The following is a 26,653-nucleotide window of genomic DNA, read 5'->3' as shown; positions in this document are numbered from 1 at the left end:
CGTTTCCATTTGCGGATGGTTGCGTTTCCCGCCTGGATGACCTTTCGTACTCCTGAAATCCGGAGCCCTGATCGGCGGGGGAGGTCCGTCACTTGCCATTCCGTCCAGATACCGTCACGCAATTCGTCATGGGAATCGACGCATTGCCGCTGATCCTCGATGTCGTCTGCCAGGTGACGGGCATGGGGTTTGCCGCCGTGACCTACGTGTCGGGCGAGCGCTGGATCGTCTGCCGGGCGCGGGATGATGCGGATTTCGGCATTGCTGACGGCATGGAACTGCGCCTCGACCCTCTCTCCTCCGACGCAGAGGATGTCCGCCGCCCCATCATCATGGAGCGGATGGAACAGGGAGAGACCCGTCACCGCCCGGAGTTTTGCGGGGCGGAAAGCTACATCTCCTACCCGATCATCCTGCCCGATGGCCGGTTCTTTGGAACGCTCTGCGCCATGGACCGTCAGGCCCGCACCCTGCGGACCACGGCCATTCAAGGCGCCTTCTCCCTTTTCACCGAACTCATCGCCTTTCACCTCTCGGAGCGCGACAAGCTCACGACAGCAGAAGACAGCCTCCGCCAGCAACAGGAAATCAACGCATTCCGGGAGCAGTTCATCGCCATTCTCGGCCATGACCTCCGCAATCCGCTCGCCTCGCTTTCGGCGGGCATGCGGATGCTCCGGCGCAATCTTCCGGCGGACAAGACCGCGGATCTCATGGCTCTCATGGAGGGAAGCGTCGTCCGCATGTCGCGAATGCTGGACGATGTGACGGACTTCACCCGGTCGCGCCTTGGCGAGGGGATGATCCTCGACCCGCAGCCCGTCCGGATCGATGTCGTTATGATGCAGACGTTGGAGGAGTTGCGGCTCGCCCATCCCGAGCGCAGCTTCGATGTCGCGGTGGATGAGGCGACGGTCACCTGCGACGCCCGCCGCATGGGGCAGCTGCTGTCAAACCTTCTCGCCAACGCCATTCTGCATGGCAACATGGCAGCGCCCATCGGTCTTATCGGGAGCCGGGAGAGCGAGGCCTACAGGATTTCGGTCACGAACGGCGGCGACCCGATATCCGACATCCTCATGGCGCAGATCTTCGAGCCCTTCTTCCGGCGCCACCGGAATTCCAGCCGGGAGGGTTTCGGGCTTGGCCTGCACATCGCGCGCGAGATCGCCCGCGCGCATGGCAGCGACATTGCCGTGGACAGCCGGGCCGGAACGACCAGTTTCTCGGTGCGGCTGCCGCTTTAGCAGGCTGCTGAAAGAGGCTTTTTGGCCTGTGTTTGAGCGGAAATCCTTCGCAATCTGGCGAAATCCAGCCGGAAATCTATATACGTCCGGGCGTTTCCGGGCCGATTCTCCGAGTTTCGGCGCATAGGCATGGCGCTTCAGGACTTTTCCAGCAGCCTGTTAGTCGCCAAGCACCAGAATGTCCGTCGGACGGATGCCCAGCTGCACCACCGCGCCGATTTCCGGCGGCGGTGCGTCCGACATATTGAACGTGTCGAAGGCGACCGGCGTCCCCGCCACATCGGCCCGCATGCGGATGACGGAGCCGAGGAAATGCACCTCCCGCACCGTGGCTGGGAGGGTGACGCGCCCCTCGCCCCCGCCGAGCTTCAGCATTTCCGGGCGGAGCGCCAGCGTGACCCGGCCCGCGGGAAGCGTGCGGCCCAGTGAGACCTGCTCCTCTCCCAGCCGCACGGTGCCGGTCGCCGGATCCTCCACCTCCACCTCGAACGTGTTGAGCGTCCCGACGAAGGAGGCGACGAAACGGGTCGCCGGCCGGTTGTAGATCTCGAAAGGTTGCGCGACCTGCTCCGCGCGGCCCTGATTCATGACCACCACGCGGTCGGACATGGAGAGCGCCTCCTCCTGATCGTGGGTGACGTAGATCGTGGTGATGCCGAGCCTGCGCTGAATCGCGCGGATTTCCTCGCGCAGCGAGATGCGGATCTTTGCGTCCAGCGCGGAGAGCGGCTCGTCCAGCAGCAGCACCTGCGGCTGCACGGCCAGCGCACGGGCCAGCGCCACGCGCTGCTGCTGCCCGCCGGACAGCTGAAACGGATAACGCGCCCCGAAATCGCCGAGGCCGACGATCCCCAGCATCTCCTTCACCCGCGTCCGCCGGGTCGCGCGGTCCACCCCGGCGACACGCATCCCGAAGTCAACGTTCTGATCGACGGTGAGGTTGGGAAACAGCGCGTAGCTCTGGAACACCATGCCGATGTTGCGCTGATTGGGTTTCAGCCCGGTCACCTCGCGCCCGTCGATGCGGATGGAGCCGGATGTCGGCGTCTCGAACCCCGCGATCATCCGTAGCGTCGTGGTCTTGCCGCAGCCGGAAGGGCCGAGGAAGGATACGAACTCCCCCTTCTCCACGGTCAGGTTGAAATCCTTCACCACGCGGGTCGCGCCGAAGGCTTTTTCGATATGGACGAGGTCAAGAAAGGCCATGTCAGCGTTTGATCCGGGTATGTCGTGAAAGGCGGGTGACGAGCTGGATAAGCCCCATGCACGCCCAGGTGATGCCAAAGGCGATGACGGCGAGCGCCGCGGGCTCATAGGCGCGGTTGGCGCCCAGAAGCTGCATGTAGGGCCCGAAGGCCGGGCGGTTCAGCAGGGCCGCCAGTACGAACTCGCCGATGACGATGGCAAAGGTCAGGAACGCGCCGGACAGCACGGCCACCAGCACATTGGGAAGGATGACCCGCCACAGGATCGTGACCCAGCCCGCGCCGAGCGACTGGGCAGCCTCCGTCAGAGTGGCAACGTCGATGGACCGCAGGCCGGTATCCACCGCGCGATACATATAGGGGAGTGCCAGGACCGTATAGCCCATGAGCAGCAGGAAATTCGTCCCCGTCAGCGATCCCGTCAGCGGCAGGAGCGACGAGGTATTGTAAAGCCGGATATAGCCGAACACGACGACGATGGGCGGAATGACCAGCGGCAGAAGCGTCACGAATTCCACCACCGGGCGCAGCCGCGGCAGCTTCAGCCGCACCCAATAGGCAGTGGGCACGACGATCAGCACCCCCATCAGAATGGTGCAGAACGCCATTACCGTGGAGTAGAGGAACGTCTGCTGAAAACGCGGGTCGGAGAGCACGACTTCGTAGGCCCGGAGCGAATAGCGCCCCCGTTCCATCCTGAGCGAGAACTCGACGGTCGCGATCAGCGGCACGAAGAAATAGAGCAGCCCGACGATGAGCGCGAGCCAGGACCACAGCCGCGTCATTTCTGCCACCTCTCGGCCCGCACACGCAGCACCATGTAGATGAGATTGGCGATGCCGGTGATCACGATCATCCCGAAGGCCAGAGCATATCCCAGATGCGGATCCTGAAGCACATCCCCCCTGATCTGCGCGAACAGCAGGATCGGCACGATGGAGAGCGAGGAGCCCGTCAGCGCATAGGCCGTGGCCACCGCGCCGAACGCATTGGCGAACAGCAGCGCAAACGTGCCGAGCAGCGAGGGCCACAGGATCGGCAGTGCCACGATGCGCCAGTATTGCCAGCCCGTCGCGCCGAGGATGGAGGCCGCCTCCCGCCATTCCTTCTTCAGCCCGTCGAGCGCGGGCGTGATGATGAGGATCATCAGCGGGATCTGAAAGAACAGGTAAGTGAGTGTCAGGCCCCAGAAGCTCAGCAGGTTGAAGCCGAGCGCATAGAGGTTCACGCCGAACCATTCCCGCAGGAACACGGTGACCAGCCCCAGCCGCCCCAGCGTCGCCAGAAAGGCAAAAGCCAGCGGCACACCCGCGAAGTTGGAGGCAACGCCGGAGAATGTCAGGACCGGCCCGCGAAGCCAGCCGGGCAGGTTCCCCATCGTCAACGCCGCGGCGATGCCGAAGCCGATCAAACAGCCCAGCAACGCGGAGGCAAGGCTCACGCGAATGGAAATCCAGTAGGAGGCGACGATCGACGGCTGCGAGAGGTTCTTCAGGTTGTCGAGCGTGAAGGCGCCGTTACTGTCGCGAAACGCCCCGAGCACGATGTTCAGTGTCGGCAGCAGCAGAAACAGCAGGGCGAACAGGAAGAACGGCACGACACCGACCCAGAGAAGGGCGGGACGCGCGCGTTCTGCGGGCAGAGCGGGGCTGTCGGGAGCGGAGGCCATGGGTCTGCGGAGCGGGACCGGACAGGCCGGTCCCGCCTGCCCTGTTACTGGACGTTCGCGCCGACGACGCTGTCCCAGCCGGCGGTAACGGCCGCCTTGTTCGCCTCCTGCTCCTCCAGCGACGGGAACACCGCCTTTTCATAGGCCGATGCGGGCGGGAGCGCATCCATCATCTCCTGCGGGATGACGCCACGGGAAGCGAGATCGTTGAACCGGATCGGGTGGCAGTAGCCCTTGAGCCAGCCGAGCTGACCCTCGTCGGAATAGAGATATTCCATCCACAGCTTCGCCGCGTTCGGATGCGGCGCATAGGCTGAGATCGCCTGCACATAGACGCCCGCCAGAACGCCGGAAGCGGGCACGACCACCTCCACCGGGGGGTTTCCGTTCAGCGTGTCGCGGGCGGAGAGCGCGTTGTAATCCCAGTAGATGACGATGGGCGTCGCCCCCTGGGCCAGCGTTCCCGCCTTGCCAATCACCGGTACGAAATTGCCGGCCTTGTTCATCTCGGCGAAGTAGTCGAGCCCGGCCTTGCCCGCCGCCTCTCCGGCTTCGGCGCCCTTGGCCATGCCGGCCGCGAGCACCGCCAGAATCGCCTGGTTGGACGCGCGCGGATCCCCTGCCAGCGCCACGGAATTGGCGTATGCGGGCTTGAGCAGGTCCGACCAGTCCTTCGGCACCTCGTCGATCAGATCCTTGTTCACCATGAAGGAAAGCACGCCGTAATAGTCGCCGTACCAGTAGCCGTCCGCATCCTTCGCGGCCTCCGGGATCGTGTCCCAGGTGGAGACCTTGTAGGGCATGATCAGCCCCTCTTCCTTCGCCTGCGGACCGAAGGAAAAGCCCACGTCGATCACGTCGGGGGCCTGCGGGCCCTTGTTTTCCTTGTTGGCGCGGATGCCCTCGAGCTCATCGGCGGAACCCGCGTCCGGGTTCAGCTCGTTGATCGTCAGGAAGGGATACTTGGCCTTGAACCCGGCGATCACCTCCCCATAGCCGCACCAGTCATGCGGCAGGGCGATGGTGGTCAGCATGCCCTCCTTCTTCGCCCCCTCGATGAGCGCGTCGAGCGACTGTGCCGAAGCCGCAACGGGGCCAAGAATCGCAGCAACCGCCGTGGCGGCGATCAGAGCGTGTCGGAACATGAATAAACTCCCTATCGGGGCGCATCTCCGCGCCAATCCCTTCTTGGCCCCGGATCCCGGTGCGGGTTCAGGTAAGCCGCAAAGGCCGCGCAACGCAATAAGCAGGTTGAGTGACAGTGCAATGACAGGAAAAGTTCAGCGGAAATGCCTGATAACGCGGCATTTCAGAAGTCGACCGTCACGCCCGGAAGGTTCAGTTCCTTCATCAGATCGCGCAGCTCCTGCCGCGCGGCGATGTTGGACATGTTGAGGCTCTCAACCCCCACGTCCTTCAGGTCCAGAAGGGTCAACCCGCGCGGGAAGAGTTCGCGGAAGACCACACGTTCGGAAAAGCCGGGTGCCACGCGAAAGCCGATACGGCGCGAAAGCTGGTCCAGCGCCTCGCCCACCTTCTTCTTGTTGTGCATCTGCTGGGCGCCCAGCCGGTTGCGCACCACAAGCCAGTCTATTGGCCGCAGCCTGGCGGCGGAACGCGCCTGCCGCGCGGCCCAGACCATTTCCGCATAGATCGACGGCCCGGTGACCTTTCCCGTATCGGGATCGGTCCGCGCCAGCAGGTCGAAATCGACGAAACTGTCATTGAGCGGCGTGATGAGCGTGTCTGCCATGGAATGGGCGAGCTGGCTCAGCCGCGTATGGGAGCCGGGGCAGTCGATGAGGATGAAATCCGATATCGGCTCAAGCTCCGACAAAGCGCTGGAGATGGCCCAATCGGCATGGTCCTGCCCCTCGGGCGGTTGGCCAGAAGGGAGCATCCGGTAGGTCGGTGTCGGCAGATCAATGCCCGAACGCCGCACGAAAGCCGTGCGATTTTCGACATACCGTCCAAAGCTCCGCTGCCGGAGGTCGAGGTCGAGCGCGCCTACGCGATGGCCCATCCGGGTCAGCGCGGTGGCGACATGCATACAGGTCGTGGACTTGCCGGATCCGCCTTTTTCGTTCCCGACAATGATGAAATGCGCCACGCCCGCTTCCCGTCCTGTCGCGCTCACCCCGGCGCGAAGCGACTATAGGAGGGCGGTTTCGTTATGGAAAGCGGGTGAGCCACTCTCTCAAGACCGTGGCCGCGCTGCATCATTTCCCGCGGCCCGGCCCTATTTCCGCCGTGTCGGAAGTGGTTTCGCGGAGGCCCGGAACGTCTCCCACGGGTCGCTGGCGAGCTGATCCGCGATGTTCAGGACGGTGAAATCCTGCGGGCCGATCCCGGGCAGCGCCTCCCAAGGGACCGGCATTGAAACCGCAGCGCCGGGGCGCGCCCGGGTGGAATAGGGGGCCACCGCCGTCATCCCGCGCTGATTGCGCAGGTAATCGATCAGGATCCGGCCCTTGCGCCGGGCCTTGCTGATCGTCGCCACGAAATGCTCCGGCTCGTCCGCGGCCATCGCTTCCGCGAGCGATTTGGTGAAGGACTTCACGCTGGGCCACGTCGCCTTCGGGGTGAGCGGCGCGACCACGTGCAGCCCCTTGCCACCCGAGGTCTTGACGAAGGCTGCAAGCCCCGCCTCTTCCAGCCGCTCCCGCACCTTGCCCGCCGCGCTGACGATATCCGGCCAGGCGACGCCCTCGCCCGGGTCGAGGTCCATCACGATCATGTCGGGCTTTTCCCAGCTCTGCAGGGTGGAGCCCCAGGGGTGGATCTCGAGCACGGCAGACTGGACGAGCGCGATCAGCCCATCGAGATCGTCAATCGCGACAAAGGGTTCCTCCGGGTTCTTCGGATCCTTGACCTGATGGACCTGCTCCGGGATGCCGCGCCATGCGTGTTTCTGAAAGAAACTCGGCCCCTCTATGCCCTCCGGGCACCGCAGCAGCGCCAGCGCGCGGCCGGTAACGAAGGGGGCGATCCGCGGCCAGACCCGCGTGTAGTAGTCGGCCAGATCCGCCTTCGTCACACCCTCCGCCGGCCAGTACACGCGGTCGGGATGGGTGAGTTCCACGCTTGCCGGACGCTCCACGGCTTCCTCCTCCCGCACGATGTCGCCTACAGGTTTGTCTTCGCGCAACCCGCGAAAGGCCGCGTGGCGCAGGCGCCCGTCAGATGTCCATGCCCGGAACTCGACTTCCGCGACCAGCTCGGGACGGACGTAGTGAAGCCCGCGCCGCGCGGTGGCATCCAGCCGCGCGCTGAACGGGCTGTCGTCCGTTTCCAAAGCCGTCAGACGCACCCACAGATCATGCGCCACCTCCGCCGTGAACCCTGTCCCGACCCGCCCGACATGGCGCAGCGCCCCCGCCTCCTGCACGCCCAGTGCCAGCGACCCGATGGCCTGCGGCGTGGCGGAGGATTGCGTGAACCCGCCGATCACGAACTCCTGCCGGGAGGCGCATTTGGCCTTCACCCAGTCCCGCCCCCGCCCGGACACATAGGGCGAGGCCGCGCGCTTGGAGACGATGCCCTCCAGCCTCAGCCCGCAGGCATGCTCGAGCACATCGGCACCGTCGTTGTCGAAATGCGCGCTGAACCGAACCGGGCCTTCCCGGGGGACCAGCCGCTCCAGCGCCGCCTTCCTGTCCACCAGCGGCAGGGCGCGCAGACCATACCCATCCAGATGCAGAAGATCGAAGGCGTAATAGACGAACCTGTCCGCGCGCCCGCCGGACAGATCGGCCTGCAACGCACCGAAATCGGAGGCGCCAGAGGCCTTCTCCACCACCAGTTCCCCGTCGATCATCGCAGCGGTCGCGGCCAGCCCCTCCAACGCCCCGGTCAGCGGCCCCGAGAACCGCTCCGTCCAGTCCAGCCCACTCCGAGTCAGAAGGCGCACCTTGCCCTTCTCCAGACGGGCCAGCAGGCGGTAGCCGTCGAACTTGATCTCGTGCAGCCAGTCGCCGCCCGCGGGGGGATGCGCCACAAGCGTGGCGAGCATCGGCTCGATGAAATCCGGCAACTTTTCCTTCCGGCCCGGCTTCTTTCCGGCCCGGCTGCCCCCGCCCTTACGTTCGGTGAGCCCCGGACGATCGGTCGTGCTTTCCGGCTTTCTCTGTCGCGTCTGCGCCGCGCGGGACACGAGCGGCGCGGTTTTGCCAACCTTGGTGCGCTCCTGAACTGTCCCCTTGGAAGCCTTCGCGGCGCTGCCGAGACCCTTGCCCACCTCCTCCACCGTCCGACCGCTCGCGACGGAACGTGGCGCCTCTTTCAGGATGTCGCCCGCCTCCCGCGCGTCGCCATCCTCCGCCTTGATGAGCAGCCAGTTGATCCGCTTCTCCCCCCGGCGCGGTTTCATGCGGATCAGATGCCAGCGGCCATGCAGCTTCTCGCCCTCCAGCTCGAACTCCAGATGGCCCTTCTTCAAACCGGCGTGCGGGTCGAAATCCGGCCGCCAGCGCCCCTTGTCCCAGACGATGACGCTGCCACCGCCGTATTGCCCTTTCGGGATCGTACCTTCGAACGTCGCGTAATCGAGCGGATGGTCCTCCACCTCGACAGCCAACCGCTTCTCCGCAGGATCGAGGCTCGGCCCGCGCGTCACGGCCCAGCTTTTCAGCACGCCGTCCAGCTCCAGCCGCAGGTCGTAATGCAGCCGCCGCGCATCGTGTTTCTGGATGACGTAAAGCCCGCCCTCGCCCGCTGCGGTCTTCCCCTGCGGTTCGGCGGTGCGGGTGAAATCCCGTTTGGCGTTGTAGGTCTCCAGCGCCATGGGTCAGGCACTCTTTTTCTGCGAAGGCTTCTTTGCTGCCTTCCTGGCAGAAGCTTTCGGCCCGGGTTTCCCGCCCGCGCTGAGCCGGAGCGCTTCCATCAGGTTGACCACCTTCTCCTCCTTCCGGGGTTTGGGCTTGGGCAGGGCGCGGCCTGCGATCTTTGCCTGCACCAGCTCCGCGAGAGCGGCGTCGTAATGGTCCTCGAACTCCTCTGGCTGGAAGTCACCGCGCTTGGTGTCGATGATGTGTTTGGCAAGGTCGAGCATCTCGCCACCGATATCATAATTTCCAATTTTATCAAAAGCATCAGAGGCACTTCTCACCTCATAGTCGAACTTGAGCGTATGCGCGACAAGGCCTCCATCATGCGCCCGGATCAGCAGGGTCCGCTCCTTGCGGAACAGCACCGCGTCGGCAATCGCCGCCGCCGACTCCCGCACAAGGCCGGCATGGATAAGCGCATAGGCTGCGCGCGCCCCGCTATCGGCCGGCGTGAGGTAATACGGCTTGTCGAAATACTCCGTCTCTATCTCGTCACAGGCCAGAAACCCGGAGACATCGAGCGTCTTGTCCGACTTCGGAACCGCGCTCGCGACCTCCTCGGGGTCGAGGAGGATGTAGCGGTTCTCCTCCGTGCGATATCCCTTGACCTGATCCTCCCGCGGGACGGGCTTGCCGGTTTCCTCATCCACCATTTCCCGGCGCACCCGGTCACCGGTCTTGCGGTTGATGATGTGGAAGGACACGCGCTCCGCAGTGGAGGCCGCGGCATGGAGCGCCACGGGACACACCAGCTCATCTATCTTGAGAAAGCCCTTCCAAAGCGCGCGCGGTGCCATCGGCCTCTTCCCGGCGGGAAACGATCCGGTCCAACGCAGCGACGGCCGCGTTCGTTCCCCTCGGCGTTCGGCGTTCGGCGAAAGCACCTTTTCCGCCGCTTGCCCGAAGCGCCCCTGACCCGCTACACTGTGCAGAACAGCACTCAGCGGGCGTCCATGCGCAGGCATATCTCTCAGTTCGCCCTCAGTTTCTCCGGTCTCGGTGTGCTGCTGGGTACGTTGTTTCTTGCGGCCTCCTTCGCTCCCAGCCTCATTCCCCGCAATCCTGTCTTTCAGGGGGTGCTGACAGGCATGTCGGCAGCGCTCGGATACGGGATCGGCGTGTTCCTCCGCTGGCTCTGGGATTATCTGGAGCTTCCGACGAACCGGACCGGCTGGGACGTGCTCGCACTGAAGATCGCGGCAAGCGTCGCCTGCGGCGGTATCGCGCTGTTCTTCCTGTGGAACGCTTCCGAATGGCAGAACTCCATCCGCGTGCTCATGGGGCTGTCACCGGTGGAGACATCGCGGCCCTACACGGTGGGCTGCATCGCGCTGGCGATCTTTCTCATCCTCGTGCTCATCGCGCGGCTTTTCGCGCTGATGATCCGCTGGGTGGCGGGTTACCTCAGCAGCCATGTGCCGAGGCGGGTGTCCAACATCCTGGCGCTGGTGCTGGTCTCCGCGATGTTCTGGATGATCGGCAATGGCGTGCTGGTCAGTCAGGCGGTCGGCGCGCTGGACGCCTCCTACCGGCAGTTCGACACGCTGGTGGAAGACGGGATCCGCGCGCCGGAAGAACCGGGCAAGACCGGGAGCCCCGCCTCTCTCATCGAGTGGAAGACACTGGGCCGTGCGGGGCGCGAGGTCGTCACATCGCCGCCCGTGCAAAGCGATATCGCGGCGTTCACGGGCCGTCCGGCGCTCGAACCGCTTCGCGTCTATGTCGGTGTCGCCTCAGCCGAGACGGTGCGGGAGCGGGCGCAGCTCGCCCTGGAGGAGCTGATCCGCGTCGGCGGCTTCACGCGCTCCGTGCTGGTCATCGCAACGCCGACGGGCACCGGCTGGCTGGACCCGGCTAGCCAGCGGGCGCTGGAGTATCTCGAAAACGGCGATGTCGCGACGGTCACCGTGCAGTATTCGCACCTCCCGAGCTGGCTCGCGCTGCTTGTGGACCCGGATATCGGCGACGAAACCGCGCGCGCCGTGTTCGACCTGATCTACGACTACTGGCACCGCCTGCCCCGCGACGCCCGGCCGCGGCTGTATCTCCACGGGCTGAGCCTCGGCGCACTGAACTCCGACCTGTCGGCCAACCTGCTCACGGTGATCGACGATCCGTTTCAGGGCGCGTTCTGGACCGGTCCGCCCTTCCCGACCCCGACATGGCGGCAGATGACCAACGACCGCAACCCCGGCAGTCCCGCCTGGCTGCCCGAGGTACGGGACGGCTCGCTCGTGCGGTTCACCAACCAGAAGAACCATCTGAACGAGGCGACGGCGCCATGGGGGCTGATTCGCATCATCTATCTGCAATACGCGTCCGATCCGATCACTTTCTTCAGCCCCTCCTATGCCTATACCTCCCCCGAATGGCTGGGGGATCGGGGGCCCGATGTATCGCCGCAACTTCGGTGGTACCCGATAGTCACGTTCCTGCAACTCGTGCTGGACATGATGACGGCCACCACAACGCCAATGGGTTACGGGCATGTCTTCGCGCCGGAACATTACGTGGATGGCTGGGTCGCGCTGACGGAGCCGCCCGGCTGGACTGCACCGGGAATCGACAGGCTCAAGCGGAAACTGGCGGCGGAACTGCGCAACAAACCTGTTCCGGCCGGACCGTGACGATCCGCGCGGCCCGCTAATCGGGCGTTAACCCGCGGGTGGCAGAGTGGACTTTCCAGACTGTAGGAGAATCGATGTCCGCCGCCGCCCTCGCCATTTCTCCCGTCCAACCCGCCCCCGCGCGCAAGATCCTGTCCGGCCCACAGAAAGCCGCGATCATGGTGCGCCTCCTGCTGGCCGAGGGGGCGGAGGTGCCCCTTTCCAGCCTGCCCGTCGGGATGCAGGAATCCCTCACAAGGGAGCTTGCGCGGCTCCGGCTTGTGGACAGGGAGACGCTGGTTTCGGTGATCGAGGAATTCGTGGCGGAGCTGGAGGCGGTGGGACTCGCCTTTCCGGGTGGGCTGGAGGGGGCCCTGAACCTGCTTTCCGATCAACTCAGCACGCCCGCTATCACCCGCCTCCGCCGCCTTGCGCGTACGGGAGAGGTAAACGACCCTTGGGATCTCGTGCTCGCGCAGGCGGACGAGCCGCTGCTCGCACTGCTGGAGCGCGAAAGCGCGGAGGTCGGCGCGGTGCTCATCTCCAAGCTGCCCACCGGGCGGGCCGCCACCCTGCTCGGCAAGCTGCCGGGTGATCGCGCGCGGCGGCTGGCCTATTCCATGTCACTGACAGGGGGCATCGCGCCGGAGATGGTTGCCCGCATCGGCGCCACCCTCGCCGCCCCGATCGAAGCGCAAGCCCGCGCCGCCTTCGACGAAGGTCCGGTGGAGCGGATCGGAGCCATCCTGAACTCCTCCGCGAACGAGACACGGGAAGATGTGCTGAAAGGGCTGGAGGAGGAGGATGCGGAACTGGCCGGCCGGGTCAGGCGCGCGATCTTCACCTATGCCGACATTCCCGAGCGCATCGAACCGCGCGATGTCGCCCGTATTGTCCGGGGCGTGGATCAGACCGACCTTCTCCTCGCCCTCGCGGGAACGCGTGGGCCGGAAAGCGCCAGTTCCGCCTTCATTCTCAAGAACATATCCCAGCGCCTTGCTTCAGGGCTGACGGAAGAGATCGCGCTCTTGCCGGAGAGCGCGCTGAAACAAACCGAAAAGGCTCAGAATGCCGTGGTCACACGCATCCGCGACCTGATTTCATCGGGGGAGCTGGCCCTCCGCAGCATGGATGGCTGACGAACGCGTGTCACAGACAAAGCGGGACCGGGCTTCCCGTACGTCAGCCTCTCCGGCTGTTCACTTCGCCCGCGACCAGACCTGGCTGCGGCAGAGGATGAGCACGCAGCCCGAAACGGTCAGCTTGTCTCCCGCCATGCTCATCTTGGACGCATAGGTCTTGCCACGATCCGGGGCAAAGATCTGACCGTTTTCATAGCGGCCGCCGCCCGCCGGCTGCATGTCCCAGACGATCCGCTTTCCGATCCGGTCGGAGGGCACCGATTTACCATCCGCCCCGAACGCGGCGGTCAGCGTGCCGCAGAGCCGGTCGCCGCAGGGCGCGATTTCCACCCGTCCATAATGGCCGTTATCGTCCGGCTGGGTGAGCCAAGCCCCCTGCACGGGATCCGCGGCGAAGGCCGCGCCGCCCGTCATCGCCCCGCCTGTCATCACGGACAAGCCGATGACGGCAAGGCCGGTGCGCCAGCCGGCCCGCCAGCCAGCCCGACAAGCTTTGCCGGCCGGTGATGCCTCCGGCTCCCCCCTCCTGTCGGCCGTTTTCCCCGACCTCCGGCTCCAACGCGATTTTTCCATGATGATCCTCCCTCTCCTCCGGCGGATGCTGCCATGACGCCACAGCCGCGCAAGTCTGGACGTGGGGTCAAGGGGAGCGAGGTCGTTTCCGGGCCGCGGCCTTCGCCCCTTCCCGTCGGGGTGGCTTCCGGCTATCAGGCGGGCGAAGTTTCTCGAAAGGGGCGCAGATGATCCTTTATCCGGCGATCGACCTCAAGGACGGGCAATGTGTGCGCCTTTACAAGGGTGCGATGGAGCAGGCGACGGTCTTTTCCGACGATCCGGCCGCACAGGCGCGCGCCTTCGTGGCCGCAGGGTGCGAATGGCTGCATCTGGTCGATCTGAACGGCGCCTTTGCGGGCCATCCGGTCAACGCCGAGGCGGTGGAGGCGATTCTGGCGGCGGTTGACGTTCCCGCGCAGCTCGGGGGAGGCATCCGCGACATGGCCACCATCGAGCGCTGGCTGGATCGCGGGCTGGCGCGGGTGATCCTCGGGACGGTGGCCGTGGAGAAACCGGAGCTTGTGCGGGAGGCGGCGCGCGCCTTTCCGGGCAAGGTTGCCGTGGGGATCGACGCGCGCGGCGGCCGGGTTGCAACCCGTGGCTGGGCGGAGGAGACGGAGGTGCAGGCCACCGACCTCGCCCGCTCGTTTGAGGATGCGGGCGTGGCTGCGATCATCTACACCGATATCGACCGCGACGGGGCGATGCAGGGGCCGAACGTCGCCGCCACCGCCGCGCTGGCGCTGGCGGTGTCGATCCCGGTGATCGCTTCGGGCGGGGTTTCCTCCATCGCGGATCTCGTCGCCCTGAAAGGATCCGGGGCGCCGCTGAATGGCGCAATCTCCGGCCGGGCGCTTTACGACGGCGCCATTGATCTTGGTGAGGCGCTGGCGGTCCTCAAGGGCTGATCAGAGGGGCGTCATCGCCCCTTCTCCCACGACGGTCGTCCATTGGCGGACGGTCCAGCCCCTCACCAGACCGCCGGTCACATAGGGGTCGGCCCGCGCGAACCTCTCGACGACCTCCCGTGAGGGCGCGCGGAAGATGATGACCGCACCCGGCGGTTCATCGGCAAAGGCGCCGCCCAGAGCCAGCTCTCCCCGCGCCACGGCCGCGCGCGCATGGGCCAGATGATCTGCCCGCAGCGCCTCCCTGCGCTCCAGATAATCGTTCACGTAATCATAGATCAAAAGCCAGTGCATCATCTGCTCCCTTTGGCGGGCAGCATCGCAAGGTCCGAGGCCCTCCGCAACCGGCCCTATCGATGTTGACGGTCATGCCCCGGCACAGCCCATTGGCCCGGACGCCGCTTTGCGCTAAGACGCGCGGGGAAGGATTTTCAGCATGCTCAAGACCCGCATTATCCCCTGTCTGGACGTGGCCGACGGTCGCGTGGTGAAAGGCGTCAACTTCGTCGATCTGGTGGATGCAGGCGATCCCGTCGCCGCGGCGGAAGCCTACGACGCCGCCGGGGCGGATGAGCTGTGCTTTCTCGACATCCACGCGACGCATGAGAACCGCGGCACGATGTATGACCTCGTAACCCGCACGGCGGAGCGCTGCTTCATGCCGCTGACGGTGGGTGGCGGCGTGCGGACGCCTGCGGATGTGCGCGCGCTGTTGCTGGCGGGCGCGGACAAGGTGTCCTTCAACTCCGCCGCAGTGGCCGACCCGGATGTCGTGGCCCGCGCGGCAGACCATTTCGGCAGCCAGTGCATCGTGGTTGCCATCGACGCCAAGACGGTCGAGCCGGGTCGCTGGGAGATTTTCACCCATGGCGGCCGCAAGTCCACGGGGATCGACGCCGTGGAGTTTGCCTGCACGGTGGCCGAGCGCGGGGCGGGCGAGATCCTTCTCACCTCGATGGACCGGGACGGCACGCGCGCAGGCTTCAACCTCCCGCTCACCCGTGCCGTGGCGGATGCGGTCTCCATCCCCGTAATCGCCTCCGGCGGCGTCGGCACGCTGGACCATCTGGTGGAAGGCGTGACGGAGGGCCATGCCTCTGCCGTGCTCGCCGCCTCCATCTTCCATTTCGGCACCTACACGATCCGCGAGGCCAAGGAGCACATGGCCGCCGCCGGTATTCCGATGAGGCTCGCATGACCGCGCTCGAACGTCTGGCCGCCACGGTGGAGGCCCGCAAAGGCGCGGATCCCGAAAGCTCGTGGACGGCAAAGCTGCTTTCCCGCGGGCCGGAGAAATGCGCCGAGAAATTCGGCGAGGAAGCGGTGGAGGCCATCATCGAGGCCGTGCGGGGTGACCGGGAGCGCCTCGCGTCGGAGGCGGCGGACGTGCTCTATCACATGCTCGTCATGCTGACCGCGCGCGATGTGCCTTTCTCCGCCGTCATGGCAGAACTGGAGCGGCGCGAAGGCACCTCCGGCATCGCCGAGAAGGCCGCCCGCCCCCGGTAGGAGAAGGGGCGGAAAGTTGCATTCGGCCCGACCTCGGTCCATATAGCCGTCAAACCCAAGCGGAGCACAGGATGACCTATCTCGAATTCGAAAAGCCTCTGGCCGAGATCGAGGGCAAGGCGGAGGAACTTCGGAACATGGCGCGCGCCAACCCGGAGACGAATGTCGAGAAGGAGGCCGCCGCCCTCGACAAGAAGGCCGAGACGCTGCTGCGCGATCTCTACAAGGGGCTGACGCCTTGGCAGAAATGTCTCGTCGCACGCCACCCGGACCGGCCGCATTGCAAGGACTACATTGAGGCCCTGTTCAGCGACTGGATGCCGCTCGCCGGTGACCGCGGCTTCGCGGACGATCACGCGGTGATGGGCGGGCTCGCGCGGTTCAACGATCGCCCGGTGGTCGTGATCGGTCAGGAAAAGGGGCATGACACCTCCACCCGGATCGACCGCAACTTCGGCATGGCGCGGCCCGAAGGGTATCGCAAGGCGATCCGGCTGATGGATCTGGCCGACCGGTTCCGGCTGCCGGTGGTGGCGCTGGTGGATACGCCCGGCGCCTATCCCGGCAAGGGGGCGGAGGAACGCGGACAGGCGGAGGCCATCGCGCGGTCCACGGAAAGGTGTCTCAAGATCGGCGTGCCGCTGGTCTGCGTGGTGATCGGCGAGGGTGGCTCGGGCGGCGCTGTGGCCTTTGCCACGGCGAACCGGCTCGCCATGCTGGAACACTCCGTCTATTCGGTGATCTCGCCGGAGGGCTGCGCCTCCATCCTGTGGAAGGATGCGGAGAAGATGCGCGAGGCGGCGGAGGCCCTGCGGCTGACCGCACAGGATCTCCACAAGCTCGGCGTCATCGACCGCATCGTGAAGGAGCCGCTCGGCGGCGCACAACGTGACCCGGCAGCGGCGATCGACGGTGTGGGCAAGGCCATCGCGGCGATGCTGGGCGAGCTTGACGGCATGGGTCGCGAGGATCTGATCCGGGAGCGGCGGCGGAAGTTCCTCGACATGGGCTCAAAGAGCCTCGCTGCCTGAACGGAACGGGTTCAGGCGCGCAGTCTGAAACGAAAAGAAAAGCACGGCACAGGCATGTTCGACGCGTCCATATGCGCGGACATGCCCGATCTCCGGTCACCACATCGTTTTCGCCGCGCGCTCCGGCCATGTCCGGTCATATTCCGGCCCGCCCACCTGCCCGGCGGTCGCGGCGACGAGCATCTCTCCCGGCGTGGGCAGGCCAGCCGCCTCATCCCCCGCCGTCCACAGGCGGGACCGCATGATCGCCCGCGCGCACTGGAAGTAGACTTCCTGCGTCTCGATGATCAGGACGCTGCGCGGCAGCACGCCCTTTCGCGCGAAACTCTCGCGAAGATCGTCGTCCGCCGTGACAGCGCCAAGCCCGTTCACGCGAAGGACGTTGTTGGAACCCGGCACCATGAACAGCAGGGAGAGGCGCGGATCGCGCACGACGTTCCGCAGCGTGTCGATCCGGTCATTGCCCTTCCAGTCCGGCAGGAAGAGCGTCCAGTCATCGGCGATCCTGACCACCGACCCGTCGTCGCCGCGCGGAGAGCAGTCCGTGCCCTCCGGCCCGACCGTCGCCACCAGGCAGAAACGCGATGCCTCCACCCAGCGGCGATACTCCGGCGTCAGGCCTGGCGTGACCTTGCGGGCGGCGGCGGGCGCAGGCATGCCGTAGAGCGCTTCCAGCGCCGTGATATCGGTGATGGTTTTCATGTCAGCGTCTCCCGCACCGGGAAACCTGCCTCCCGCATCAGCGCATCGGAAGCGGTTTCGACCCTCCGCTCCAGTGTTTCCAGAAAGGCGTGATGTTCAAGGCCGGGCGCGATGCGCGGCAGAAATTCCAGCACAGCGTGACCCGGACGCCTGAGCACCCCATGCCGCGGCCAGAACACGCCGACATTCGTCGCCGCGGGAACGCAATCCTCTCCCAGTTCCAGATAGAGCGCGGCGGCGCCCCCCTTGTAGCGCTCTGTCGCGCCGGGAGCGACGCGGGTGCCCTGCGGGAAGATGATGAGCTGCCCCGGCATGGACCGCCCCGCCGCCACCTGGGCGACCATCTGGCGCAGCGCCTTGCCCCGCTTGGCGCGATCAACTGCAACACAGCCGATGCGCTTGGCATAGAAGCCGACGATGGGGGCCCGGAGCAGTTCCTTCTTCATCACGAACTTCGGCCGCGGCACGGCGGAGACGATCAGGATGATATCGAAGAACGACTGATGCTTGGAGGCGATGAGAACCTCATCCTCCGGCACATCGCCCCGGATTTCGGAGGACAGCCCGACGATCCAGCGCGCCGACCACCGGACCCAGCGACAATAGGTCCGGCAGGCGGTATAGGCGACCTCCCGCCGCAGCAGGACCGCGGGCGCGAACACCACCGCGATCACCGCCATCATCACGTACATCTGCGCGATGAACACGACCGAGAGGAGATACTGGAGAGGCAGGAACCGCCGCATCATTGGAAGCCGCGCAATGTCCTCAAGGCCGCCGTCCGGGTCGCGGCAAGCGCAACCGCGGCTGCGGCCAGCGGAACGAGCACCGGCCAGAGCCACCCAGCGCCATGGAAGCCCAGCCCTTTCAGCACCGCATCTTCCCCCGAGGGCAGCAGCGCCAGCGCGAGCAGTGCAATCACGGTGCCCACCGCCGCGCCGCCGAGCGCCCGAAAGGTAAAGCGCCGCACGAAAGCTTGCGCGATATAGCTGTCCCGCGCGCCCACCAGCCGGAGCACGCGGATCGTCTGCGCATTGGCCGAAAGCGCAGCGCCCACGGCCAGCGCGATCATCGCCGCCGTCGTCGCGCCGATCACCAGCACGGAGGCGACACCCAGAAGACGCAGCCGGTTCGCGGCCGAAACAAGCGGTGCGCGCCAGCGGCTGTGGTCGTCCACCACCGCGCCCGGCACTTCGGCACTCAACCGGAGGCGAAGCGCATCGATGTCGAAACCGCTGACGGTGCGGGCCTCGATGAGCTGAGGGATCGGCAGCTCCTCCACGGGGAGATCGGGACCGAACCACGGCTCCAGCAGGGCACGCGCCTCATCCGCCGAAAGCGCGCGCGCGCCAGACACGGCCGGAGTGGAGGCAAGAACGGAAAGCGCGGTCTCCGTCTGGCGGGCCATCTCCTCCTCCGGGGCGGAGATACGGAGCGTGATCGACCCGTCAAGCGCGGAGGACCAGTCCGCGGCGATGCGCCCCGCCGCAGTGGACAGCGCCAGTGCAAAGACGGCGAGGAAAGCCATGGCCGCAGCGGTGAACAGCGTGAGCTTCGCCGCATTGCCGGAGGGCGGCACCACCCGGTCGGACGCGCCGTCCGGCTGGAGAAGGGCGAGGAGGGAGGAAAGATAGGCGGTCAACGCGTTCACAGGTCCACCCCCGCAAGTTGCACCCGGCGGCCCCGGATGCGGAGCACGCGCGCCGCTACCCGCCCCTTGGCCCAGCGGATCAGGTTCATGTCATGGGTGGCGATCACCACGGCCTTGCCCATCCGGTTGAGTTCGATGAGCAACGATATCAGACGCTGTGCCATGTCCCAGTCCACGTTGCCCGTCGGCTCGTCGGCCAGAATCACGTCGGGAGAGGTGATGATCGCCCGCGCCAGCGCCGCGCGCTGCCGCTCCCCGCCGGAGAGTTCGGGCGGCAGCGCCTCCGCATGACGGGACAGGCCGACCCAGGCCAGCAGTTCCTGAAGATAGGCTTCCGCCTCCTCCCCCCGTCCGGCGACGGTGAGCGGCAGTTCGATATTCTCTGCCAGCGGCAGGTGGTCAAGGAACTGGCAGTCCTGATGCACGACACCGATCCGCTGGCGCATGTCGGCGACGGCGTCGCGCGGAAGGCCGGTCACATCCTCTCCGAAGATGCGCAGCGCGCCGCTGGTCGGCACAAGCTCCCCGTAACACAGCTTGAGGAACGTGGTCTTGCCCGCGCCGGAAGGCCCGGTCAGGAAGTGGAACGATCCGGGAGCAAGGCGCAGTGACATGTCGGCCAGCAACTCCCCTCCGCCATAGCTGTAGGCGACGTTCTGAAATTCGATCAACGACTTCTCCGATGCTGCCCGGCCCCGCGCCGGCGCGGTTTCTGCGACCGCACTGGACGTTTCATCCACCGGTAGAGCCGGGGTTGGATTGACGTCGGCGCCTTGTTACAACAGCGCAAAGTTAGGATCCACCGCGAGACGCGGGTCGAGGGCAGATGCGGCTGATTTGCGCGAACTGCGGTGCGCAGTACGAGATTTCCGATACGGCGATCCCCCCCCAGGGGCGGGAGGTGCAATGCGCCGCATGCGGCCACAGTTGGTTCCAGACGCGGGAGGATGCGACATCCGCAACTCCCGCTCCCTTGCCCCGGAGGCCGGTGGACGAGGGCGTGCTGAACGTCCTGCGGGAAGAGGCCGCCCGCGAGGCGGAGGCGCGTCGCAGCGCGAATCACCAAAGCGAAGCCGAGACCCCCGCCCCGCAGGCGACGCTCCAGCCCCCGAAACCGACGCCCGCCGCCCCTCCGAGTGCTCCCGCCATTGGCGAAGCGCAGGATGTGGGCCGACCGCAAGACGTGAGCCAGCCGCAGGATGTGGGCCAGTCGCAGGGCATGGAACGGCCGCAAGAGCGGGGGCAGCCGCAGGATACCGCGCCTCGCGAAGCCGCCGTGCCGTCACCGGCGAAATCTGCGCAACCCGTGGCCTCCCCTACCCGTCCCCGCAACTGGGAACCGGCTCCCGGCCCGGTTGACATGCCGGTGAACCAGGCGTTGGAGGATTTTGTCAACGAGGAGGAAAGCGAGCGCGGCCGGCGGCGCTTCCACATCGGATTTGCCTGTGGCCTCCTGCTCGTCGCTTGTCTCGTCGCGCTTTATATCGTCGGCCCGGGTCTGGCGGAGGATATGCCGGGTCTCGCGCCCTACATCACCACCTATGTGGAGAATGTGAACGCCGCGCGAAGCTGGCTCCGTGATCTGGCGGCGCCCCTGATCAGCGCGCTGCAGGGCTGATCAGGGCGCCTCTTGACCTTCCCCCAACTGGAAGGACCATATCTGAGGGAGAGACAGGAGGCGTCCATGCAGAACTTCATCGTCAATGACATGAGTTGCGGACATTGCGTCGCGACGATCCAAAAGGCATTCGCGCAGGCCATGCCGGAGGCGGAGGTGGAGATCGATCTTCCCCGTCATCTGGTGTCGGTGAGAGGCGATGCCGCCCGGGCGGCTGAGGTCATCCGCGATGCAGGCTACACCCCGGAAGCGCCGTAAAAGGCCTAAGCCGCTTGTCCGCCCCTGGCAGGCTGCTGAAAAAGACTTTTGGCCTGTGTTGGAGCGGAAATCCTTCGCAATTTGACCAAATCCAGCCGGAAAACTATAGACTTCCGGGCATTTCCGGGCCGATCTTCCGATTTCCGGCACATAGGCATTACACTTCAGGACTTTTTCAGCAGCCTGCTGGAGTATGAAGTTTGGCGGTCTGCGGTCTGCGGTCTGCGGTCTGCGGTCTGCGAAAACCATCCCGCGGTTTTCGCTCTCGCGCATGAAAAAGGCTGCCGGTTCTCCCCGGCAGCCTTTGATCTTCAAGCCGCTCGAAAGATCAGTCTTTCGCACGCTCCACATAGCTGTTGTCGGCGGTGGAGATGACGATGCGCGTGCCCGCCCCGATATGCGGCGGGACCATGACACGCACGCCGTTCGTGGCCAGCGCGGGCTTGTAGGAGGAGGAGGCGGTCTGCCCCTTCACCACCGGCTCGGTTTCCGCGATCTCCACGACCAGCTTCTGCGGCAGTTCCATGGCGATGGCGACGCCTTCAAACGTCCGCAGATAAACCTTGATCCCGTCGGTCAGGAACACCTTGTCGTCGCCTACCACATCGGCGGAGACGGTAAGCTGCTCGTAGTTGTCCGGGTTCATGAAGTGGAACCCTTCGCCGTCCTCGTAGAGGAAGTCGTATTCACGCTCATCCACCGTAGCCTTCTCCACCATCTCGGTGGTGCGCCAGCGTTCGGCAACCTTCACCCCGTCGGAGATGCGGCGCATGTCCACGGAGGTGGTCGGCGTGCCTTTGCCGGGATGGAAGTTCTCGGCCTTGAGGACGACATAGAGCCGACCCTCCAGTTCGACGACATTGCCCTTGCGGAGCGAGGAGGCGATGACTTTCACGGGTTTTCCCTTGATCTTGTCCTTGAGCTTTGGCAGCGGGCCGCGTAAGCCCCCGCCACTTGGCCGGAGGCCCTAGCGCATCCTGCCCGGAAATTCCAGCCGAAAGCCGCAGGACACTCCGCCCATGACCGATACGCCCTGGTGGACACCCGACCGCCACGCCGACCGCCGCCCCCTGCTTCTGGCCCGGAACCGCATTCAGGCCGCACTGCGCGGCTGGTTCGCGGCACAGGATTTCGTCGAAGTCGACCCCGCGGCGCTACAGGTCTCTCCCGGGAACGAGGCACATCTCCACGCCTTTGCCACGCAGGCCATCGGCAATGCGGGCGAGGCGCGTCCGATGTATCTGCACACCTCCCCCGAATTCGCGATGAAGAAGCTGCTGGCAGCGGGAGAACCGCGCATCGCCGCCTTTGCCCATGTCTGGCGCAACCGGGAACGCGGCGCGCTGCACAGCCCGGAATTCACCATGCTGGAATGGTATCGCGCGGGCGCGCCCTATGAGCAGCTGATGGCGGATTGTGCGGAGATCATGCGCCTCGCCGCGACGGCGACGGCGACGGCGACGGGCGCGACGCTGTTCCGCTTTCGCGACAGGACCTGCGATCCCTCTGCACCCCCGGAGCGGTTGAGCGTGGCCGACGCCTTTGACCGCCATGCCGGGATCGACCTGCTGGCGACGTTGTCTCCCGACGGCCAGCCGGATCGCGAGTCTCTGGCCAGCGCCGCGCGCATGATCGGCACGCGTGTTGCGGAAGATGACACCTGGTCAGACATCCTCTCCCGCATTCTTGTGGAACGGGTGGAGCCGCATCTGGGGCTGGGCCGGCCCACCGTTCTCGACCGCTATCCGGCGGTGGAGGCGGCGCTGGCCCGCAGGGCGCCCGATGACATGCGGGTGGCGGAGCGGTTCGAGCTTTACGCCTGCGGGGTCGAACTGGCCAACGGATTCGGCGAACTGACGGATGCCATCGAACAACGGCGCCGTTTCATTGCCGAAATGGACGAAAAACAGCGCGTCTATGGCGAGCGCTACCCTCTGGACGAGGATTTTCTCGCAGCCCTGCCGCAGATGCCTCCCGCGAGCGGTATCGCGCTGGGGTTCGACCGGCTGGTGATGCTCGCGACCGGTGCTCCCCGGATCGATATGGTTGTCTGGACGCCTATCGCCTGACCGGCGCGTCGCGCCCCTGCGATCAGCCGCCGTTCAACAACGCCAGTGCTTCGGCATGGATTTCCGCATTGGCGGCGGCAAGGATGCGCCCGCCCTCATGCGCGGGCCCTCCGCGCCAGTCGGTCACCATGCCGCCCGCCGCTTCGATCACCGCGATGGGGGCCTGCACATCATAGGGTTGCAGGCCCGCTTCGATCACGAGGTCGATTTGCCCGGCAGCAACCAACGCATAGGCGTAGCAATCCATCCCGTAGCGCGTGAGGCGCGCGGCTTCCGATACTCGCCGGAAAGCCTCCCCTTCCTCGGGGGTGCCGACTTCGGGAAAGGTCGAGAACAGGATGGCCTGCGAAAGCGGGCGGGGCGCACGTGTCTGCAGGGCCCGCCGCCCTTGCGGGCCGTCCATCTCCGCCACGCCGAGACCGCCCCGGAAACGCTCGCCGATATAGGGCTGGTCAATCAGCCCGAACACAGGGCCATCAGCATCGGCAACGGAGATCAACACGCCCCAGGTCGGCGTGCCGGAAAGATAGCCGCGCGTACCGTCGATCGGGTCGAGCACCCAGGTCAGGCCACTGCTGCCCGCCGTGCGGCCGAATTCCTCTCCGAGGATGGCATCCTGCGGGCGCTGTCGAGAGAGGATGGCGCGCATCTCCTGCTCCGCCAGCCGGTCCGCCACGGTGACAGGATCGAACCGGGCGGTTTCCTTGCTCTCCGCGGACAGGTCGAAGCTGCGAAAATGTCGCAGCGTCGCTGCGCGGGCCGCATCGGCCAAGGCATCCGCCGTTGTGATGAGGGCGGCGCGGGTTTCTGCGTCAATCGTCATGATATGCTCCGGCAGTTAAATTGCCGGTAGCGATCCATGTCCGGCCCGTCAAGCGGGCCGGACATGGGGGGGAGCCTTCAAACCGGCGGCTTTCAGGCCGCGTCGCTGAGAACACGGGCAAGTTCGAACAGCCGGCGGCGCTGGTTTTCGGGGATCGCGTAGTAGGAGCGGACGAGTTCAAGCGCTTCCTTGTCGGCAAGGATGTCGCCCTCGGCAACCCTGTCCGGTGCTTCCGATTCCAGCCCTTCGAAGAAGAAGCTGACCGGTACCGCGAGCGCCTCGGCGATATCCCACAGACGGGATGCGCTGATGCGGTTCATCCCTGTCTCATATTTCTGGATCTGCTGGAACTTGATGCCGACTTTGTCCGCAAGCTGCTGCTGCGTCATGCCGACCATCCAACGACGATGGCGGACGCGCTTGCCGACATGCACATCGACGGGGTGCTTCATCACTCACTCCTCACTAACCGGGAAACCGAACGGCGCCCATAACCTAAATAAGCAAATTTCGTGCCAACCAGAATGCCGGAGACAGAAAAAGTCTCGGCAATTACTTTTATAACTTTTATCAACTCAGGGGGGAACAGGTTTGTGCGGGTTCGCTCTGGTTTTTGGAAAATTTTAGAAGAAAAACCAAGGGCATTTTCCACATTTCATTTGCAGAAAGCGAAAATGTCGCTGCTTATTTCCTATTCTGCAACATGCAGGCGGAGAGGCTCGCGCAACCCCTGCCCTCCATAGGCCTGACGGAAGGCTTGGGCGAGCGCGTCGCGAATCTCCTTGTTGCCGCCGCCGGCCCGATAGAGGCAGATCTGCGTCCAGCCAAGATCCGGCAAATTGGCCTCCGACGGGACGGGAGCGCAACCTTGCGGAAGCCCACCGCCGATCCGCACCGTGACGGCCAGGTCGGCCGCCGCAGTCGCCTCCATCACATGTTCCGATTGCCCGTCGAACGCCATTTCCCACGGTATGTCGGCCCGATCGAGCGCCGCGATCGCCAGAGGCCGGAACCTGCAGCGCTCCTCGAACGCCAGCCGCAGCGGCCGCTTCTGCGCCGCCATTCCGCCCGGCGCACCGATCCACACCAGCTCCCGCTCAGCCAGCACTTCGCCGTCCTCGCCCACATTTTCCTCCGTCGTCAGGATGAAATCCAGCTCTCCGCGTCCGAAGGAAGCTTTCAGCGTGGTCGTGAACGAGGAGACGAGATTGATCCTCATTCGCGGGTAAAGGGCGGCGAACCGTTGGAGGATCATCGGAATCTGCGGATAAACGATGTCATGCGGCACACCGATACGCAGCTCGCCTTCATAGACATCCGCAGTCAGCCGGGCGAGCGCCTCGTCATTCAGGTCCAGCATTCTCCGCGCATATGTAAGGAGTTGCTCCCCTTCGGCCGACAACGACATCCGCCGCGCGCTGCGGCAGAAGAGCTGAAGATCGAGTGCGTCCTCCAATCGCCGGATCTGCATGGAAACCGCCGATTGGGTCAGGTTGAGCAGACCGGCGGCGCGCGTGACGCCGCCGGATTCAGCCACCGTGACAAATGAGCGCAGGGCGACAAGATCGAGGTTTCTGATCATCACACACCTTGATGGCATACAGCACAAACATTCGTTTTCATTATACCACGCCAAGCATCATATCTGACAACAGAAATCGTAGGAGACCGGTTGGAAGGCCCCGGTCAAAAGAAGAGGTCGGATCATGTTCGGTGTATTCACAGCTCCCTTCAGCCGTTTCGCAAGGAATGCTGAAGCGGCCCGCAACACCCGGAAATCACTCACGGATCGCGTGCTTGACGCGCAATCCCTCCGTCGTCAGCGGCTGCACCTTTCCGCTCTGGACGACAGGCTCCTCGCTGATATCGGGCTCACGCGACACGAAGCGGAAGGCGAAGTGAAACGGCCCGCCTGGGATGCGCCGCGGCACTGGCGGCGCTGACCGGCCAGCGCTGAGACGGCTGTTCCCGGCCTTCGCGGCCGGGGGCTTAGTCGGGGGCTTAACCGGCTTGAAACATATTGCCGTCATACCGATATTGAAGGAGATCGCCCGGTCTCCGTTCGGAACCGGGGAGATCCCTGAATATATGGAGGAATTGATGGCAGACTACAATTCGGTCCGCATGGGTCAGGCGGGTGTCCGAACCGCGCAGATCGATGAGGGTCTTCGCGCTCACATGAACAAGGTCTACGGACTTATGTCCGCCGGTCTCGGCGTGACGGCGATTGTGGCCTGGTTCGTCGGCTCCAACCCGGCGCTGCTGGCCCAGATTTTCGGCTCGCCGCTGAAATGGGTGGTGATGTTTGCGCCGCTGGCCGTGGTTTTCGGTTTCAGCGCCATGATCAACCGGCTTAGCCAATCCGCCGCGCAAGGGGTGTTCTTCCTCTTCGCCGCGCTTATGGGCCTGTCGATAAGCTATATCTTTGCCGCTTACACCGGCATCTCGATCGCGCAGACGTTCCTTGTCACCGCCATCGCCTTCGCCGGTCTGAGCCTTTACGGCTATACGACGAAGCGCAACCTGTCGGGCATGGGCACTTTCCTTGTTATGGGCCTGATCGGGCTAATCGTTGCATCCATCGTAAACATCTTCCTCGGCTCGCCGGCGGTGATGTTCGCGATTTCGGTAATCGGTGTGCTGATCTTTGCCGGACTGACGGCTTATGACACCCAGAACATCAAGACCACCTATGTGCAGATGGCGGCCGGCGGCGACTCCGAATGGCTGGGCAAATCCGCCATCATGGGTGCGCTGAGCCTCTACCTGAACTTCCTGAACATGTTCATGTTCCTGCTGCAGTTCATGGGCAACCGCGAATAAGCGCGTCGCTA

At 65.2% G+C, this 26,653-nt stretch carries 30 protein-coding genes; 12 read left to right on the top strand and 18 right to left on the bottom strand.

Annotated elements, in window-relative coordinates; translation table 11 throughout:
• Positions 1-92 precede the first annotated feature (92 nt).
• Positions 93-1,247 carry a sensor histidine kinase gene (locus RT513_RS07540; protein ID WP_290691039.1) on the top strand — a complete coding sequence of 385 codons (1,155 nt, stop codon included), beginning with the start codon at positions 93-95 and terminating at the stop codon, positions 1,245-1,247.
• A 159-nt stretch (positions 1,248-1,406) separates the two neighbouring features.
• Here RT513_RS07540 and RT513_RS07535 read toward each other — a convergent pair whose 3' ends face one another.
• The 7 genes from RT513_RS07535 to RT513_RS07505 all read right to left on the bottom strand — a co-directional run bounded on the left by RT513_RS07535 (position 1,407) and on the right by RT513_RS07505 (position 9,744).
• Positions 1,407-2,453, bottom strand: a complete 1,047-nt coding sequence (locus RT513_RS07535; RefSeq protein WP_290691042.1) for an ABC transporter ATP-binding protein — start codon at positions 2,451-2,453, stop codon at positions 1,407-1,409.
• A gap of 1 nt (position 2,454) precedes the next feature.
• Positions 2,455-3,237 (bottom strand): ABC transporter permease, encoded by a 783-nt coding sequence (locus tag RT513_RS07530; RefSeq protein ID WP_088214878.1) that lies wholly within the window; start codon positions 3,235-3,237, stop codon positions 2,455-2,457.
• On the bottom strand, positions 3,234-4,121 hold the full coding sequence (locus RT513_RS07525; protein WP_088214877.1) for an ABC transporter permease: 888 nt from the start codon (positions 4,119-4,121) through the stop codon (positions 3,234-3,236). The genes RT513_RS07530 and RT513_RS07525 overlap by 4 nt, the downstream gene beginning before the upstream one ends.
• Positions 4,122-4,165: 44 nt before the next feature.
• Positions 4,166-5,266 carry an ABC transporter substrate-binding protein gene (locus RT513_RS07520; RefSeq protein WP_290691045.1) on the bottom strand — a complete coding sequence of 367 codons (1,101 nt, stop codon included), beginning with the start codon at positions 5,264-5,266 and terminating at the stop codon, positions 4,166-4,168.
• Positions 5,267-5,430: 164 nt separating this feature from the next.
• Positions 5,431-6,231, bottom strand: a complete 801-nt coding sequence (locus RT513_RS07515) for a division plane positioning ATPase MipZ (RefSeq protein ID WP_088214875.1) — start codon at positions 6,229-6,231, stop codon at positions 5,431-5,433.
• A gap of 129 nt (positions 6,232-6,360) precedes the next feature.
• Positions 6,361-8,904 (bottom strand): DNA ligase D, encoded by a 2,544-nt coding sequence (ligD, locus tag RT513_RS07510; RefSeq protein WP_290691049.1) that lies wholly within the window; start codon positions 8,902-8,904, stop codon positions 6,361-6,363.
• A 3-nt stretch (positions 8,905-8,907) separates the two neighbouring features.
• Entirely contained in the window at positions 8,908-9,744 is an 837-nt protein-coding gene (locus tag RT513_RS07505; RefSeq protein ID WP_290691052.1) for a Ku protein, read from the bottom strand.
• Positions 9,745-9,900: 156 nt separating this feature from the next.
• Between RT513_RS07505 and RT513_RS07500 the strand changes: the two genes are divergently transcribed.
• Together RT513_RS07500 and RT513_RS07495 are read left to right on the top strand one after the other, a co-directional pair.
• Positions 9,901-11,574, top strand: a complete 1,674-nt coding sequence (locus tag RT513_RS07500) for an alpha/beta hydrolase (RefSeq protein WP_290691054.1) — start codon at positions 9,901-9,903, stop codon at positions 11,572-11,574.
• 74 nt (positions 11,575-11,648) lie between these two features.
• The gene (locus RT513_RS07495; protein WP_088214871.1) at positions 11,649-12,692 is read left to right on the top strand and encodes a FliG C-terminal domain-containing protein; all 1,044 of its coding nucleotides are present in this window, start codon (positions 11,649-11,651) and stop codon (positions 12,690-12,692) included.
• Between the two features lie 60 nt (positions 12,693-12,752).
• Here the strand turns inward: RT513_RS07495 and RT513_RS07490 are convergent, their stop codons facing one another.
• Positions 12,753-13,124 (bottom strand): DUF2147 domain-containing protein, encoded by a 372-nt coding sequence (locus RT513_RS07490; protein WP_290691146.1) that lies wholly within the window; start codon positions 13,122-13,124, stop codon positions 12,753-12,755.
• A gap of 311 nt (positions 13,125-13,435) precedes the next feature.
• Between RT513_RS07490 and hisA the strand changes: the two genes are divergently transcribed.
• Positions 13,436-14,158 (top strand): 1-(5-phosphoribosyl)-5-[(5-phosphoribosylamino)methylideneamino]imidazole-4-carboxamide isomerase, encoded by a 723-nt coding sequence (gene hisA / locus RT513_RS07485; protein WP_290691058.1) that lies wholly within the window; start codon positions 13,436-13,438, stop codon positions 14,156-14,158.
• On the opposite strand, the gene RT513_RS07480 is transcribed toward hisA, so the two are convergent.
• On the bottom strand, positions 14,159-14,452 hold the full coding sequence (locus RT513_RS07480; protein ID WP_088215035.1) for a YciI-like protein: 294 nt from the start codon (positions 14,450-14,452) through the stop codon (positions 14,159-14,161).
• A gap of 142 nt (positions 14,453-14,594) precedes the next feature.
• Between RT513_RS07480 and hisF the strand changes: the two genes are divergently transcribed.
• The 3 genes from hisF to RT513_RS07465 all read left to right on the top strand — a co-directional run bounded on the left by hisF (position 14,595) and on the right by RT513_RS07465 (position 16,698).
• The gene (gene hisF / locus RT513_RS07475; RefSeq protein WP_088214869.1) at positions 14,595-15,356 is read left to right on the top strand and encodes an imidazole glycerol phosphate synthase subunit HisF; all 762 of its coding nucleotides are present in this window, start codon (positions 14,595-14,597) and stop codon (positions 15,354-15,356) included.
• On the top strand, positions 15,353-15,667 hold the full coding sequence (locus RT513_RS07470; protein ID WP_290691061.1) for a phosphoribosyl-ATP diphosphatase: 315 nt from the start codon (positions 15,353-15,355) through the stop codon (positions 15,665-15,667). The genes hisF and RT513_RS07470 overlap by 4 nt, the downstream gene beginning before the upstream one ends.
• A gap of 71 nt (positions 15,668-15,738) precedes the next feature.
• Complete coding sequence (locus RT513_RS07465; RefSeq protein WP_088214868.1) at positions 15,739-16,698, top strand: acetyl-CoA carboxylase carboxyltransferase subunit alpha; 960 nt, start codon at positions 15,739-15,741, stop codon at positions 16,696-16,698.
• A gap of 96 nt (positions 16,699-16,794) precedes the next feature.
• Here RT513_RS07465 and RT513_RS07460 read toward each other — a convergent pair whose 3' ends face one another.
• Genes RT513_RS07460 through RT513_RS07445 form a run of 4 tightly spaced genes read right to left on the bottom strand, consistent with a single transcriptional unit; the run spans position 16,795 to position 19,722 of the window.
• The gene (locus tag RT513_RS07460; protein WP_290691066.1) at positions 16,795-17,400 is read right to left on the bottom strand and encodes a pyridoxamine 5'-phosphate oxidase family protein; all 606 of its coding nucleotides are present in this window, start codon (positions 17,398-17,400) and stop codon (positions 16,795-16,797) included.
• Positions 17,397-18,149: a lysophospholipid acyltransferase family protein gene (locus tag RT513_RS07455; RefSeq protein ID WP_290691068.1), complete on the bottom strand. Its 753-nt coding sequence runs from the start codon at positions 18,147-18,149 to the stop codon at positions 17,397-17,399. The genes RT513_RS07460 and RT513_RS07455 overlap by 4 nt, the downstream gene beginning before the upstream one ends.
• Complete coding sequence (locus RT513_RS07450) at positions 18,146-19,042, bottom strand: cell division protein FtsX (RefSeq protein ID WP_088215033.1); 897 nt, start codon at positions 19,040-19,042, stop codon at positions 18,146-18,148. The genes RT513_RS07455 and RT513_RS07450 overlap by 4 nt, the downstream gene beginning before the upstream one ends.
• A 5-nt stretch (positions 19,043-19,047) precedes the next feature.
• A complete protein-coding gene (locus RT513_RS07445; protein ID WP_035746035.1) occupies positions 19,048-19,722 on the bottom strand; it encodes a cell division ATP-binding protein FtsE in 675 nt (224 codons plus the stop codon).
• Between the two features lie 155 nt (positions 19,723-19,877).
• On the opposite strand from RT513_RS07445, the gene RT513_RS07440 reads away from it, so the two are divergent.
• Both RT513_RS07440 and RT513_RS07435 read left to right on the top strand, forming a co-directional pair.
• A complete protein-coding gene (locus RT513_RS07440; protein ID WP_290691073.1) occupies positions 19,878-20,669 on the top strand; it encodes a zinc-ribbon domain-containing protein in 792 nt (263 codons plus the stop codon).
• A 66-nt stretch (positions 20,670-20,735) separates the two neighbouring features.
• The gene (locus RT513_RS07435) at positions 20,736-20,927 is read left to right on the top strand and encodes a heavy-metal-associated domain-containing protein (protein ID WP_290691075.1); all 192 of its coding nucleotides are present in this window, start codon (positions 20,736-20,738) and stop codon (positions 20,925-20,927) included.
• A 328-nt stretch (positions 20,928-21,255) separates the two neighbouring features.
• On the opposite strand, the gene efp is transcribed toward RT513_RS07435, so the two are convergent.
• Positions 21,256-21,822 (bottom strand): elongation factor P, encoded by a 567-nt coding sequence (gene efp / locus RT513_RS07430; protein WP_088214864.1) that lies wholly within the window; start codon positions 21,820-21,822, stop codon positions 21,256-21,258.
• 124 nt (positions 21,823-21,946) lie between these two features.
• Between efp and epmA the strand changes: the two genes are divergently transcribed.
• Entirely contained in the window at positions 21,947-22,996 is a 1,050-nt protein-coding gene (epmA, locus tag RT513_RS07425) for an EF-P lysine aminoacylase EpmA (protein ID WP_290691079.1), read from the top strand.
• Between the two features lie 22 nt (positions 22,997-23,018).
• On the opposite strand, the gene hisN is transcribed toward epmA, so the two are convergent.
• From hisN to RT513_RS07405, 4 genes are all read right to left on the bottom strand, one after another.
• The gene (hisN, locus tag RT513_RS07420; protein ID WP_290691082.1) at positions 23,019-23,819 is read right to left on the bottom strand and encodes a histidinol-phosphatase; all 801 of its coding nucleotides are present in this window, start codon (positions 23,817-23,819) and stop codon (positions 23,019-23,021) included.
• Between the two features lie 92 nt (positions 23,820-23,911).
• Positions 23,912-24,271 (bottom strand): helix-turn-helix domain-containing protein, encoded by a 360-nt coding sequence (locus RT513_RS07415; protein WP_088214861.1) that lies wholly within the window; start codon positions 24,269-24,271, stop codon positions 23,912-23,914.
• Positions 24,271-24,471, bottom strand: coding sequence for a hypothetical protein (locus RT513_RS07410; RefSeq protein ID WP_313533834.1), 201 nt, complete (start codon positions 24,469-24,471; stop codon positions 24,271-24,273). Before RT513_RS07410 ends, RT513_RS07415 begins: the two co-directional genes overlap by 1 nt.
• A gap of 39 nt (positions 24,472-24,510) precedes the next feature.
• A complete protein-coding gene (locus tag RT513_RS07405; protein WP_290691087.1) occupies positions 24,511-25,401 on the bottom strand; it encodes a LysR family transcriptional regulator in 891 nt (296 codons plus the stop codon).
• Between the two features lie 124 nt (positions 25,402-25,525).
• On the opposite strand from RT513_RS07405, the gene RT513_RS07400 reads away from it, so the two are divergent.
• Together RT513_RS07400 and RT513_RS07395 are read left to right on the top strand one after the other, a co-directional pair.
• Positions 25,526-25,762 carry a DUF1127 domain-containing protein gene (locus RT513_RS07400; RefSeq protein WP_088214859.1) on the top strand — a complete coding sequence of 79 codons (237 nt, stop codon included), beginning with the start codon at positions 25,526-25,528 and terminating at the stop codon, positions 25,760-25,762.
• Between the two features lie 157 nt (positions 25,763-25,919).
• Positions 25,920-26,642 carry a Bax inhibitor-1/YccA family protein gene (locus RT513_RS07395; RefSeq protein ID WP_088215032.1) on the top strand — a complete coding sequence of 241 codons (723 nt, stop codon included), beginning with the start codon at positions 25,920-25,922 and terminating at the stop codon, positions 26,640-26,642.
• Positions 26,643-26,653: the final 11 nt, after the last annotated feature.

The organism is Haematobacter sp., assembly GCF_032102465.1.
Classification (GTDB): Bacteria; Pseudomonadota; Alphaproteobacteria; order Rhodobacterales; family Rhodobacteraceae; genus Haematobacter.
This window is presented reverse-complemented; position numbering and strand designations above follow the sequence as displayed.

Bases quoted from the DNA above. Each gene is read 5' to 3' on its own strand.
- RT513_RS07535 (WP_290691042.1), bottom strand. From the start codon at position 2,453: ATGGCCTTTCTTGACCTCGTCCATATCGAAAAAGCCTTCGGCGCGACC.
- RT513_RS07530 (WP_088214878.1), bottom strand. From the start codon at position 3,237: ATGACGCGGCTGTGGTCCTGGCTCGCGCTCATCGTCGGGCTGCTCTAT.
- RT513_RS07525 (WP_088214877.1), bottom strand. From the start codon at position 4,121: ATGGCCTCCGCTCCCGACAGCCCCGCTCTGCCCGCAGAACGCGCGCGT.
- RT513_RS07520 (WP_290691045.1), bottom strand. From the start codon at position 5,266: ATGTTCCGACACGCTCTGATCGCCGCCACGGCGGTTGCTGCGATTCTT.
- ligD (WP_290691049.1), bottom strand. From the start codon at position 8,904: ATGGCGCTGGAGACCTACAACGCCAAACGGGATTTCACCCGCACCGCC.
- RT513_RS07505 (WP_290691052.1), bottom strand. From the start codon at position 9,744: ATGGCACCGCGCGCGCTTTGGAAGGGCTTTCTCAAGATAGATGAGCTG.
- RT513_RS07500 (WP_290691054.1), top strand. From the start codon at position 9,901: ATGCGCAGGCATATCTCTCAGTTCGCCCTCAGTTTCTCCGGTCTCGGT.
- RT513_RS07495 (WP_088214871.1), top strand. From the start codon at position 11,649: ATGTCCGCCGCCGCCCTCGCCATTTCTCCCGTCCAACCCGCCCCCGCG.
- RT513_RS07490 (WP_290691146.1), bottom strand. From the start codon at position 13,124: ATGACAGGCGGGGCGATGACGGGCGGCGCGGCCTTCGCCGCGGATCCC.
- hisA (WP_290691058.1), top strand. From the start codon at position 13,436: ATGATCCTTTATCCGGCGATCGACCTCAAGGACGGGCAATGTGTGCGC.
- RT513_RS07480 (WP_088215035.1), bottom strand. From the start codon at position 14,452: ATGCACTGGCTTTTGATCTATGATTACGTGAACGATTATCTGGAGCGC.
- hisF (WP_088214869.1), top strand. From the start codon at position 14,595: ATGCTCAAGACCCGCATTATCCCCTGTCTGGACGTGGCCGACGGTCGC.
- RT513_RS07470 (WP_290691061.1), top strand. From the start codon at position 15,353: ATGACCGCGCTCGAACGTCTGGCCGCCACGGTGGAGGCCCGCAAAGGC.
- RT513_RS07465 (WP_088214868.1), top strand. From the start codon at position 15,739: ATGACCTATCTCGAATTCGAAAAGCCTCTGGCCGAGATCGAGGGCAAG.
- RT513_RS07460 (WP_290691066.1), bottom strand. From the start codon at position 17,400: ATGAAAACCATCACCGATATCACGGCGCTGGAAGCGCTCTACGGCATG.
- RT513_RS07455 (WP_290691068.1), bottom strand. From the start codon at position 18,149: ATGATGCGGCGGTTCCTGCCTCTCCAGTATCTCCTCTCGGTCGTGTTC.
- RT513_RS07440 (WP_290691073.1), top strand. From the start codon at position 19,878: ATGCGGCTGATTTGCGCGAACTGCGGTGCGCAGTACGAGATTTCCGAT.
- RT513_RS07435 (WP_290691075.1), top strand. From the start codon at position 20,736: ATGCAGAACTTCATCGTCAATGACATGAGTTGCGGACATTGCGTCGCG.
- epmA (WP_290691079.1), top strand. From the start codon at position 21,947: ATGACCGATACGCCCTGGTGGACACCCGACCGCCACGCCGACCGCCGC.
- hisN (WP_290691082.1), bottom strand. From the start codon at position 23,819: ATGACGATTGACGCAGAAACCCGCGCCGCCCTCATCACAACGGCGGAT.
- RT513_RS07415 (WP_088214861.1), bottom strand. From the start codon at position 24,271: ATGAAGCACCCCGTCGATGTGCATGTCGGCAAGCGCGTCCGCCATCGT.
- RT513_RS07405 (WP_290691087.1), bottom strand. From the start codon at position 25,401: ATGATCAGAAACCTCGATCTTGTCGCCCTGCGCTCATTTGTCACGGTG.
- RT513_RS07400 (WP_088214859.1), top strand. From the start codon at position 25,526: ATGTTCGGTGTATTCACAGCTCCCTTCAGCCGTTTCGCAAGGAATGCT.
- RT513_RS07395 (WP_088215032.1), top strand. From the start codon at position 25,920: ATGGCAGACTACAATTCGGTCCGCATGGGTCAGGCGGGTGTCCGAACC.